This is a genomic window from Streptomyces longhuiensis (assembly GCF_020616555.1).
GTDB lineage: Bacteria > Actinomycetota > Actinomycetes > Streptomycetales > Streptomycetaceae > Streptomyces > Streptomyces longhuiensis.
The window spans coordinates 5,595,265-5,607,407 of record NZ_CP085173.1 but is presented as its reverse complement, the minus strand read 5'-3'; the positions used below and the strand labels follow the sequence as shown (position 1 = coordinate 5,607,407).

Here is a 12,143-nt window from a genome sequence, read left to right as displayed (position 1 = left end):
CCGCGCGTGGCGGCTCGACAGGACGGGAGGGCGTCAGCCCGCCCGGTGCACCACCGCGTCGCACAGCTCCAGAAGGGCCGCCTTCGCGTCGCACTCGGGCAGCGGCGCGAGGGTCGCCCGCGCCTCCTCCGCGTACCGCACGGTGTCCCTGCGGGCCTGCTCCAGGGACGGGTGGACGCGCAGCCGCTCGAGCGCCTCGGCGTGGCGCGCGTCGTCCGTCAGGTCGGAGTCGAGGAGCTCGCACAGGGCGCGGTCCTCGGGCAGGCCGAGCTGCTCGGCGCGCTCGCGCAGACGTAGCACCGGCAGCGTGGGGATGCCCTCGCGCAGGTCGGTGCCGGGGGTCTTGCCGGACTCGTGCGAGTCGGAGGCGATGTCGAGGACGTCGTCGGCGAGCTGGAAGGCGACGCCGAGCCGCTCGCCGTACTGCGCGAGGACGTCCACGATGCGCTCGTCGGCACCCGCCATCATCGCGCCGAACCGCACGGCCACGGCGATCAGCGAGCCGGTCTTGCCGCCGAGGACGTCGAGGTAGTGGTCGACCGGGTCGCGGCCGTCGCGCGGGCCGGCCGTCTCCAGGATCTGCCCGGTGACGAGGCGCTCGAAGGCCTCCGCCTGGATGCGGACGGCCTCGGGCCCGAGGTCGGCCAGCATGTGGGAGGCGCGCGAGAAGAGGAAGTCGCCGGTCAGGACCGCGACGGAGTTGCCCCAGCGGGTGTTGGCGCTGTCGACGCCGCGGCGCACGTCGGCCTCGTCCATCACGTCGTCGTGGTAGAGCGTCGCGAGATGCGTCAGCTCGACGACGACGGCGGCGGGCACGACACCCGGCGCGTACGGGTCGCCGAACTGCGCGGCGAGCATCGCGAGGAGGGGCCTGAAGCGCTTGCCGCCCGCGCGCACGAGATGCTGCGCGGCCTCCGTGATGAAGGGGACCTCGCTCTTCGTTGCCTCGAGCAGACCCTCCTCGACAGCCGCCAACCCGGCCTGGACATCGGCTTCGAGAGCCTGGTCCCGCACGCTAAGACCGAAAGTCCCGACGACGGTCACGAGAGGTTCTCCTGTCTGCTGACGATCACATGGCGAACTCGGTCGATCATTTGGTCGATGACACGGTTTGTCGATGTGTCGCTGCCATCACTCAAGTCAGCGTATCCGGTCGCGTTTCGATCACAGTGGGGGCCTGCCCGCACAGACCAGGCCGAGCGACCCACGAACACCCCCGGTATGTTCTTGATCAGCTCATACGACCGAGTAGACCGGGAGTCTCCCCTTTGTCCCGCACCACGGCCGAAGCCGAGCCGAACGAACCGGCGAGCGACCAGCCGCCGCCGGGCGACGACCACGCGTTCTTCGGCCAGCCGCGCGGCCTGCTCACGCTGTCGGGCCTCGAGGTCTGGGAGCGTTTCTCGTTCCTCGGCATGCAGGCCATCCTCGTCCTCTACTTCGCGGACACGGTGGCACACGGTGGCCTGGGCATGTCCGCGGGAACGGCGGCGTCCGTATCGGCAGCGTACGGAACGCTCGTCTATCTCGTCTCGGTGGGGGGCGGCTGGCTCGCCGACCGGATCCTCGGCTCGTACCGCGCGGTCCTGTACGGCGGCATCCTGATCGCCTGCGGCCACTACGCCATGGCGGTGCCGACGGCGGCCATGACCTGGGTCGGCCTCGGCCTGATCAGCGCGGGAACCGGCCTGGTCAAACCCAATGTCGCCACCATGGTCGGCAAGCTCTACCGCACCGACGACGAGCGCCGCGACGCCGGCTTCGCGCTGTACTACATGGGCATCAACATCGGCGCCTTCGCGGGCCCGTTGATCACCGGCTGGCTCGGCGACCACAAGGGCTGGCACTGGGGCTTCTCGGCCGCCGCGATCGGCATGACGTTCGGTCTCATCCAGTACGTCGCCGGGCGGCGTCACCTGGCCGGACGCAAACACGCCGCCGAGTACGCCCTGCCGCCCGAGGGGATGCGGCGCGCGGTCCGGCTGATGATCGCGGGCGCGATCGCCGTCGCTGTGCTCGCCGTGGTCCTCGTGTGGGCCGGCTGGCTGACGATGGACCGCTTCGTGGACGTCCTCACCATCATCTCGGTGATCGCGCCGGTCGTGTACTTCGCGGTGATGTTCCGCAGCCCCCGCGTGACCTCCGAGGAGCGCGGCAGGCTCAAGCCGTACGTCGTGCTCTTCCTGGCCTCCGTGGTCTTCAACTTCATCCTGTTCCAGGCGTACTCGACGATGATCCTGCTGGCCTCGACGAACGCCAGGACCGAGATCCTCGGCTTCCACTTCCCCGCCAGCTGGTACGCGTCCGCGCTCGGCGCCTTCGAAGTGGCGCTCGCCCCCGTGGTGGCCGGTCTGTGGGCCCGCATGGGGCCGCGCCAGCCACACGCCTCCAACAAGATCGCTTTCGGTGTGATCCTGGGCGGTCTGTCGTTCCTGCTCATGGTCATCCCCACCTCGGGCCACAGCGGGGACACGTACAAGATGGCCGCCTGGTGGATCGTCGGCTCGTATCTGCTGCTCGGTCTCGGCGACATCCTCCTGGAGACCTCCGGCATGTCGGCGACGACGAAGCTCGCCCCGAAGGCCTTCTCCAGCCAGACCATGTCGCTCTGGTTCCTGTCGCTCGCCCTCGCCAACGGCATTCAGGCACAGACCGTGAAGCTCTACGGCGAGGTCTCCAATCCCGTGTACTTCGGCGTCAACGGCGCCATCGCCGTCGCCATCGGCCTGGTCGTGGTCGCGCTCGCGCCGTGGCTGCGCAGGACCATGCACCCCGTCCACTGAGGTGACTCCCATGTCAGAAACCCCGGCCATCACCATCCGCACCTCCTTCCCCTACGAGACGACCCGCGAGGACGTTCGCGTACCCCTGCCGGACGGCACCACGCTGTTCGCCCGCATCTGGCGTCCGGTGACCGACGAGCCGGTGCCCGCCATCCTCGAATACCTCCCGTACCGCCTCAGCGACTGGACGGCGCCGCGCGACTGGCAGCGGCACCCCTGGTACGCGGGCCACGGCTACGCCTCCGTACGCGTCGACGTGCGCGGGCACGGCAACTCGGACGGCCTGCCCGGCGACGAGTACGACACGACGGAGCTCGCGGACGGGGTCGCCGTCGTCAACTGGCTGGCCGCACAACCCTGGTGCAGCGGCAAGGTCGGCATGTTCGGCATCTCCTGGGGCGGCTTCAACTCCCTCCAGATCGCGGCCCTCGCGCCCGAACCGCTCAAGGCGGTCGTCACGGTCTGCTCGACGGACGACCGCTATGACAACGACGTGCACTACATGGGAGGTTCCGTCCTCGCCGTGGACATGCACGCGTGGGCGGCGACCATGCTCGCCTTCGTGTCGCGACCGCCCGACCCGCAGTTCGTCGGCGACGGCTGGCGCGCGATGTGGCTGAAGCGCCTCGAAGCGGTCGACCCGTTCATCCACACCTGGCTCGGCCACCAGACACGCGACGCGTACTGGCAGCACGGCAGCGTCTGCGAGGACTACACCGCCGTGCGGGCGGCCGTCCTCGCGGTGGGCGGCTGGCACGACCCGTACCGCGACACCGTCCTGCGCCTGGTCGAGCACCTGCCCGACCAGCAGGTACGCGGGATCATCGGCCCCTGGTCGCACCAGTACCCGGACCGCGGCCTGCCGCCGGGCCCCGCGATCGGCTTCCTCCAGGAGACCCTCCGCTGGTGGGACCACCACCTCAAGGGCGTGGACAACGGCGTCATGGCCGAGCCCAAACTCCGCTCCTGGATCAGCGACTCGCACCCGCCCGCCACCGTCTACCCGACACTGCCGGGCCACTGGGTCGGCGACCCCGCCTGGCCGTCCCCGAACGTCGCGCCCCTCGCGTACGCCCTTCAGGGCCCGCCCGTGATCGTGAAGTCGCCCCAGCAGACGGGGCTGGACGCGGGCCGCTTCTTCCCCTTCGGGAACGACGCGGACCTGCCGCCGGACCAGCGGGACGAGGACGCGAAGTCGGCGTGCTTCGAGTTCGAGGTGCCCTCGGACCTGCAGGTCCTCGGCCGGCCGCAGGTGACGCTGCGGATCACCAGCGAGGTACCGCGCGGGCAGGTCGCCGTCCGGGTGTGCGACGTGGCACCGGACGGCTCCTCGACGCTCGTCACGCGCGGCGTCCTGAACCTCTCCTCGCGCGAGGGCCGCGACAAGGCCGCCACCTGGCCCCCCGGCACCACGGACGAGGTCTCCTTCGAGCTGAACGGGATCGGCCACACCTTCCCTGCCGGGCACCGCATCCGCCTCGCGGTGTCCTCCGCGTACTGGCCGTGGATCTGGCCGCAGCCCGGATCCGAGGCCGGCTTCACCCTCGACCCGGCGGGCAGCGCCCTCGAACTGCCGGTCAGGATGGTCGACGCCGAGAACGGCGCCGACATCGGCTTCGAGCGGCCCGAACAGTCCGAGCCGATGGGCGTCGTCCATCCGGCCACCCTGGACGAACAGCGCCCCGAGCGGCTCTGCGTCCGCGACGTCGCCAAGGGGGAATGGCGTCTCGAGGTCGACCCGCGCTACGGCGGCACCCGGGTCTACCCCGACGGCCTCGAATTCACCGAGGACGCCGTGGAGACCTACGTCATCCAGGAGTCGGACCCGCTGAGCGCGCGCACCCGCTCCGACTGGTCGATCCGCCTGCACCGGCCCGAGCTGGCGTGGGACGTGACGATCAAGACCCGCTCCGAGATCGCCTGCGACGCGACGGACTTCATCACCAGCAACGAGGTGGTGTGCCGGGACGGCGGCGAGGTGGTCTTCCACCGGACGTGGGAGCAGCGGATTCCGCGCACGGCGGGGTGAGGCAGCGGGGCGCGGCCGGGCCGGCGGGGCGCGTGGCTAGCGTCGCGCGAAGTGGCGTTCGAGGATCACGGCGACACCGTCCTCCTCGTTCGACAGCGTCACCTCGTCGGCCACCGCCTTGAGTTCGGCGTGGGCGTTGGCCATCGCGACGCCGTGGCCGGCCCACGCGAACATCGGCAGGTCGTTCGGCATGTCGCCGAAGGCCACCGTGCGCTCCGGTGTCAGACCGAGCCGCTCGGCGGCCAGCGCGAGCCCCGTCGCCTTGGTGACGCCGCACGGCTGGAGCTCCACGGTGCCGGGCCCCGACATGGTGACCGTCGCCAGGTCGCCGACGACCGTCCGCGCCGCCGTCGCCAACTCGTCGTCGCTCAGCCGGGGATGACGGAGCAGCACCTTGCTGATGGGCTCGGCCCACAGCTCCTCGCGGCGCTCGACGCGCACGGCGGGAAGCGTGGGATGCGGCATCACATAGCCGGGCTCGATGAGTGTCAGGCCGTCCGAACCGTCCTGGTCGACCGCCGCGTCGACCTGGCCCACCTCGGCCTCGATCTTGCCGAGGGCCTGTTCGGCGAGGTCACGGTCGAGCGTCAGGGACCACACGATGCGGTCCGTCGCCGCGTCGTACAGCTGGGCGCCCTGGGCGCAGACCGCGAGCCCGGTGCCGCCGAGCTCGTCGAGCAGCGGCCGCACGCGCGGCGCGGGCCGTCCCGTCACCACAAGATGGCGGGCCCCCGCGGCAGCCGCGGCCGCGAGGGCACCACGCGTCCGGTCGGAGACCGTGTCGTCGCCGCGCAGCAGCGTCCCGTCCAGGTCTGTGGCGATGAGTTCGAACGGGGCGGAGCGCAACGGAGCGGGCATGATCGAGAGAATACGGACCGCTCCGCCGGGTCACTCCGCCCGGTCACCCCTCCGTTGCCCCGTCCGTCGCCCCGCTCACTCACCCTTGCGCGGGGCGCCTCACGCGTGGGCCTCCGCGAGGTGCTTCGCCAGCCGCGGCGAGGCGAACTCGGTGCCGCACACGAACCGCATCACCGGCCCGAACGACGACCCGCCCAGCATGCCCGTGAAGTAGAGCCCCGGCACCGAGGACACATAGCCGGCGCCCAGCCTGGGGGTGCCCCGGCTGGCGGCCGTCCGGGTCCGCAGGCCGTCGCCGAGGAAGTCCATCGCGGCGAGGTCGACGCGGTAGCCCGTCGCGGCGATGACATGGTCCGCGGTCAGCTCCTCGTGGCGCCCGCCGGGCGCCCGCACGGTGAGCCGCGCGCCCCCGTCCGCCGCGGCTGACCCCACGATGCTCTCCACCTCGCGCACCCGCACCTTGTCCTCGAACCGCTCGCGCAGCCACCACGCCCCGAGCGGCCCGAGCACCCGTCGGACGAGGAAGTGCCGTGCCTGCGGCGGGAGATGGCGGTACGGGTGGGGGTAGTACGTCAGCGCGTACAGCGACCAGGCCCGGCCGAACGGTGTCTCGGGGCGCAGCTTCGGCTGGCCCCACGGCGGCGCGCCGAACCGCACGGAACCCTTGCCGCGCGCCACGATCCGTACGCTCGCCCCGGCCTCCGCGGCGAGCGCGGCGGTCTCCAGGGCGGACTGTCCGGCGCCGACCACGATGAGTTCCCTGCCGGAGAACCGGGACAGGTCATGGTGCTGCGAGCTGTGGGAGACGGGACCTGTGGGGGCGGGCCCGTCGGGCGCCGCCGCGGCGAGCTCGCGCGGCAGGTGGTCGAGGCCCGAAAGGCCGGTGGCGACGACGACCGCACGGGCCGTGAACTGCTCCCCGGAGTCCAGCTTGACCTCGAAGTTCTCGTGTCCGCGCCGGTCGACCGACACGACCCTGACCCGCTCCAGGTCGGGCACGAGCTTCTGCTGGAACCAGTCCCCGTAGGCGACGAACGTCTCGACGGGGACGATGTCCTCGTCCGTCACCAGGCGCGGGATCCCGGCGGCGTCGCAGTAGTCGACGAGGTCGTGGCCGCGCTGCGGGGCGTCGATGTTGGAGGCGGACGGCACGGACTTCAGGAGCATGCCCGCGGGCATGTGCGAGCGCCAGCTCACCATGGGGTCGCCGAAGACGCGTACCGGAATGCCGCGCGCCCGCAGATGGGCGGCGGTCGACAGGCCGTACGGGCCCGCTCCGATGACAGCTACCGGATGAATCACGAAGTCCCCTCCCCAGGGAAGAACATGTGCTTCCTACTTCGCGGCGGCACTTGGTGCTCGCGTGCCCGTAACTCGTCTTGCTGGTGCGCTATTTGATCTCTGTCGCTGGCTCTTTCTCTGGCTATGGCTATGGCTATGGCTATGGCTATGGCTATGGCTATGGCATGGTCCTGGCCTTGGCCTTGGCCTTCGTCGTGCCGCTGCCGCGGCGGTTGGTCCGCCACAGCTGATGGAGGTGGCGGGCTCCCGGGCCCACGAAGCGGGCGAGCATCGTGAACAGGGGCCGCAGGTCGTCGGTGGCGAGCCACGCGAGCTCCGTGCCCGTGGCGCGGGCCGGTGCGTGCGGGGTCGTGTAACCGCTGCGGCGGTAGGCGATGAGGGCGGGTAAGTCGATGTTCTCCACCACGTACCGGTGGCCCGCTCGCTGTTCCCCCTCCGGGACGGCGCGGCCGGTCAGGTCGAGATGCATGGCACGGACGACGTCGATCCCGGACTCGCTCTCGAAGAGCCGGAACTGGGCGCCCATGCGCGGATTGAAGTCGAGGAGCTTGTACTGGCCGTCGCGCCGGTCGAAGCGCAGGTCCAGGTCGATGACGCCGGTGAAGCCGATCTGTTTGATGAAACGCGCGGCGAGGTCCGCGAGTTCCGGGTTGTCGACGACGTACGCGTTCGCCGTCATGCCCGCGTGCGGCGGCCAGGAGCGCACCTTGACGCCGGTGAAGAGGGCCAGCGGTGTCGAGTCCGCGTCGAAGTACGCGTGCACGATCCAGTCCTCGGCCTGCTCCCTCGGCAGATACTCCTGGAGGATCACGCCGGGCGGCTCGCCCCAGTCGCGGGCGAGTTCGATCAGGCCCTCGGGGGTCGCGATCCTCGTCGTCCCGTTCACCGCGGGCTGTTTGCGGCGGGTGAACGCCTCACGGTTCTTGGCGACCACCGGGAAGCGGGCCGACGCGGCGAACTCCTCGATGTCGGCGTACGACTCGGGGAACGCCGCCGCCGGCGACGTGACACCGTGCTCCACACACAGTTCGTGCAGCCCCTGCTTGCTGGCGAGCCGGCGTGGCAGGTCCCGCTCGACGCGCGGGAACAGGAACTTCCCGCCGTCGGCCAGCTCCTGCTGGTGCTCCGCGATGAGGACGGCCGCCTCCTCGTCGGTCGGGATCAGGACCGTCGGCCTGCCGATCCGGCGCGCGACGCGCAGCATGCCCGCGACGAGCCGCTCCGGCTCCTCGGCCCCGGTGGTCCGCCAGGGAAAGGCCCGGCGCAGATAGCGCGAGGACGCCGCGGGCGTGTAACGGTCCTCCGTGATCGCGTACATGGGCACGCCGAGGCGCCCGAGGCTGCGGATCGCTCCCACTCCTCCGTGGTGCAGCGGATAGTCGCCGAACTTCACGATCAGGCCCGGCACGTCGCGGTCGACTTCGAACGGCACGCTGCTGGCGCTCCTGGCCACGGGTCCCCCCACGTGTCCTGTCCCCCTTCGGACCCGGACCCACCCCGCCCGCGTCCCCCGATAGGACGCTAAGCCGGAATTGACCACTCCAGCAAGGCTTATCCGGACATTGCGAACTCTTTAGACACTGCCCCAACGCGGCGCTCCCACGTAACGTGTGGCACACCCATTTGGAAAGCGAGGCAGGTACGCATGTCCGAGCAGACCCCGCTCACCCCCCTCGACCTCCCCGAAGGCGACCCCTTCGGACCGCACAACCTCCCGTACGGAGTGTTCTCCCTGCCGGGGGACGCCGTGGAAGCGCGCCGGGTCGGCGTGCGCCTCGGCTCGTACGTGCTGGACGCGGGCGCCGCGGCGGCAGCGCTCGGCTCGCCCTACGTCTCCCTGCTCGCCCGTCCCACCCTGAACCCGCTCATGGCGGCGGGCCGCACCGCCTGGTCGGACGTGCGCCGCGCGCTCACCGCCTGGGTCACGGTCCCGGCCCACCGCGAGACCGTACGGCCCCTGCTGCACCCCCTCAGCGAGGTCACCCTGCACCTCCCCTTCGAGGTCGCGGACTACGTCGACTTCTACGCCTCCGAGAACCACGCCCGGAACCTGGGCCGCATGTTCCGCCCGGACGAGGAGCCGCTGAAGCCCAACTGGAAGCATCTGCCGGTGGGTTATCACGGCCGTGCCGGGACGGTCGTGGTCTCGGGCACGGACGTGGTCCGCCCCTCGGGCCAGCGGAAGCCCCCGGCCGACCCGGCGCCCGTCTTCGGCCCCTCGGTGCGACTCGACATCGAGACGGAGCTCGGCTTCGTCGTCGGGACGCCGTCCGCACAGGGCACTCCGGTGCCGCTGTCCGCGTACCGCGACCACGTGTTCGGGCTCTGCCTCCTCAACGACTGGTCGGCGCGCGACATCCAGTCCTGGGAGACCGTGCCGCTCGGCCCGCACCTCGGCAAGTCGTTCGCCACGTCGGTCTCGGCCTGGATCACCCCGCTGGACGCGCTGGACGAGGCGCGCGTGGCGCCCCCGGAGCGCACATACCCGCTGCTGCCGTACCTGGACGACTCGGCGCCCTCCGCCGACGGCATCGCGGACGAGCCCGGCGGCTACGACCTGCACATCACCGTCACCCTCAACGGCCATGTCATCTCCGAGACCTCCTCCGCCTCCCTCTACTGGACGGCGGCGCAGATGCTGGCTCATATGACGGTGGCCGGCGCCTCCCTGCGCACGGGCGACCTGTACGGCTCCGGCACGATCAGCGGCGCCTCGGAGAACGCGCGCGGCTCCCTCATCGAGATCACCTGGAACGGCCGCGACCCCATCGAACTTCCCGACGGCAAGCGGACGTTCCTCGAGAACGACGACGTGGTCACGATGACGGCATGGGCCCCCGGCCCGAACAACACCCGCGTGGGCCTCGGCGAGGTGACGGGGCGGATCGTGGCGGGCGCCGCGGTGTGAGAGGCCTGGGGACGGCACCATCAGTGGCCTGAGGACGGCACCGTCAGTGGCCTGAGGACGGCACCGTCAGTGGCCTGAGGACGGCACCGTCAGTGGCCTGAGGACGGCACCGTCAGTGGCCTGAGGGCGGCGCCGCCCTCGTCACCAGTCGATGTCGTCGGGTTCCGGCTCCGGCTCGTGCTCCGGCCAGTGCTCCTCCGGCGCCGCCGCCTCCGTGGCGGCGCCGCCGGTCGGCGACGGGCCGGCGGAACCGGCGCCGTCCAGGCCCGCCAGGACCTCGAGGACACCCTCGCCCCATGTCGCCAGCTTCTTCTCGCCGACGCCGCCGATCGTGCCCAACTGGCCGATGGACGTGGGGTGCTGGAGGGCGATCTCCTTGAGCGTCGCGTCGTGGAAGATGACGTACGCCGGGACCCCGTTCTCCTTCGCCTGCGCGCCGCGCCACGCGCGCAGCGCCTCGAAGACGGGCAGCAGCTGCTCCGGCAGGTCCGCCGCGGGCGACTTCGCCTTGCGGTCGCGCGAGGCCGAGCGGGACGTGGCGGGCCGCGGCGCCTCCTTGCGCAGCCGCACCTCCCGCTGCCGCCCGAGGACGCTCCCGCTGTCCTCGGTGAGCACCAGCGTCCCGTACTCACCCTCGACCGCGATGAGCCCCTGCGCCAGCAACTGCCGCACCACGCCGCGCCATTCGGCCTCGCTCAGGTCCTCGCCGATGCCGAAGACGGAGAGCTGGTCGTGGTCGAACTGGATGACCTTGGCCGTGCGCCGGCCCATCAGGATGTCGATGACCTGGCCCGCGCCGAACTTCTGCCTGCGCTCCCGGTCGAGGCGCACCACCGTGGAAAGGATCTTCTGCGCGGCGACGGTGCCGTCCCAGGTCTCCGGCGGCGAGAGGCACGTGTCGCAGTTGCCGCAACTGGCCGTCTGCGGCTCCTGCCCGAAGTACATGAGCAGCTGGGACCTGCGGCACTGCGCCGTCTCGCACAGCGCCAGCATCGCGTCGAGGTGGGACCCCGCCCGGCGCCGGAACGCCTCGTCCCCCTCCCCCATATTGATCAGCTTCCGCTGCTGGACGACGTCCTGCAGCCCGTACGCCATCCAGGCCGTGGACGCGAGCCCGTCACGTCCGGCGCGGCCCGTCTCCTGGTAGTAGCCCTCGACGGACTTCGGGAGATCGAGATGTGCGACGAACCGGACGTCGGGCTTGTCGATACCCATGCCGAACGCGATGGTCGCGCAGACGACCAGGCCCTCCTCGCGCAGGAAGCGGGACTGGTGCGCCGCGCGGGTGCCCGCGTCGAGACCCGCGTGGTACGGGACCGCCTCGATGCCGTTCCGGCTGAGGAACTCGGCGGTCGCCTCCACCGACTTGCGCGACAGGCAGTACACGATGCCCGCGTCGCCCTCGTGCTCCTGCTTGAGGAAGGTGAGGAGCTGCTTCTTCGGGTCGGCCTTCGGCACGATCCGGTACTGGATGTTGGGCCGGTCGAAGCTCGCCACGAAGTGCTTTGCGTCCGGCATGCCCAGACGCTGGGTGATCTCCTGGTGCGTGGCGTGCGTCGCGGTCGCCGTGAGCGCGATGCGCGGCACGTCCGGCCAGCGCCGGCCGAGGACGGACAGGGCCAGGTAGTCCGGGCGGAAGTCGTGCCCCCACTGCGCCACACAGTGCGCCTCGTCGATCGCGAAGACGGAGATCCTGCCGCGGGAGAGCAGGTCGAGCGTGGAGTCGAGGCGCAGCCGCTCCGGCGCCAGGTAGATGACGTCCAGCTCGCCCGCGAGGAACTCGGCCTCGACGGTGCGCCGCTCGTCGAAGTCCTGCGTCGAGTTCATGAAGCCGGCGCGGACGCCGAGCGCGCGCAGCGCGTCCACCTGGTCCTGCATGAGGGCGATGAGGGGGGAGATCACGACTCCCGTACCCGCTCTGACCAGGGCCGGGATCTGGTAGCACAGGGACTTTCCGCCGCCGGTCGGCATCAGGACGACGGCGTCCCCGCCGTCCACGACGTGGTCGATGATCGCTTCCTGCTCACCGCGGAACGCGTCATATCCGAAGACGCGGTGCAGCGTCTCCAGCGCGCCGCCGCGCATCGCCGTCGCCACGCCGGGCTCCGTCACCTCGCTCATGCCACCGATCCCATTCATCGCCCTGTCCCCCGTACGTCCATACTCCGTGGTTCGACCACTGCTGCCACGATAGGGCTCCGCACCGACAGCCCGAAAAGTTATCCACAGGCTGGGGGCGAACTTGCCTCCCGGCCGGGGGTCC

The 12,143-nt window shown here is 71.1% G+C and carries 8 protein-coding genes; 3 read left to right on the top strand and 5 right to left on the bottom strand.

Translation table 11 applies throughout. The annotated features are described in order from the left end of the window. Positions 1-33: 33 nt before the first annotated feature. A complete protein-coding gene (locus LGI35_RS25970) occupies positions 34-1,044 on the bottom strand; it encodes a polyprenyl synthetase family protein (protein ID WP_116511201.1) in 1,011 nt (336 codons plus the stop codon). A gap of 224 nt (positions 1,045-1,268) precedes the next feature. Here LGI35_RS25970 and LGI35_RS25965 point away from each other — a divergent pair, with 224 nt between their 5' ends. Then, positions 1,269-2,783: a peptide MFS transporter gene (locus LGI35_RS25965; RefSeq protein ID WP_227296723.1), complete on the top strand. Its 1,515-nt coding sequence runs from the start codon at positions 1,269-1,271 to the stop codon at positions 2,781-2,783. Between the two features lie 28 nt (positions 2,784-2,811). Beyond that, positions 2,812-4,812 carry a CocE/NonD family hydrolase gene (locus LGI35_RS25960; protein ID WP_227300506.1) on the top strand — a complete coding sequence of 667 codons (2,001 nt, stop codon included), beginning with the start codon at positions 2,812-2,814 and terminating at the stop codon, positions 4,810-4,812. 36 nt (positions 4,813-4,848) lie between these two features. On the opposite strand, the gene LGI35_RS25955 is transcribed toward LGI35_RS25960, so the two are convergent. The 3 genes from LGI35_RS25955 to LGI35_RS25945 all read right to left on the bottom strand — a co-directional run bounded on the left by LGI35_RS25955 (position 4,849) and on the right by LGI35_RS25945 (position 8,404). Beyond that, entirely contained in the window at positions 4,849-5,670 is an 822-nt protein-coding gene (locus tag LGI35_RS25955) for an HAD family hydrolase (RefSeq protein ID WP_227296722.1), read from the bottom strand. Positions 5,671-5,769: 99 nt separating this feature from the next. After that, complete coding sequence (locus LGI35_RS25950; RefSeq protein WP_227296721.1) at positions 5,770-6,972, bottom strand: FAD-dependent oxidoreductase; 1,203 nt, start codon at positions 6,970-6,972, stop codon at positions 5,770-5,772. 157 nt (positions 6,973-7,129) lie between these two features. Next, a complete protein-coding gene (locus LGI35_RS25945; protein WP_227296720.1) occupies positions 7,130-8,404 on the bottom strand; it encodes a carboxylate--amine ligase in 1,275 nt (424 codons plus the stop codon). A gap of 213 nt (positions 8,405-8,617) precedes the next feature. On the opposite strand from LGI35_RS25945, the gene fahA reads away from it, so the two are divergent. Further along, positions 8,618-9,880 (top strand): fumarylacetoacetase, encoded by a 1,263-nt coding sequence (gene fahA, locus LGI35_RS25940; protein WP_227296719.1) that lies wholly within the window; start codon positions 8,618-8,620, stop codon positions 9,878-9,880. 141 nt (positions 9,881-10,021) lie between these two features. Here the strand turns inward: fahA and recQ are convergent, their stop codons facing one another. Further along, entirely contained in the window at positions 10,022-12,001 is a 1,980-nt protein-coding gene (gene recQ / locus LGI35_RS25935; protein ID WP_227296718.1) for a DNA helicase RecQ, read from the bottom strand. Between the last annotated feature and the right edge of the window lie 142 nt (positions 12,002-12,143).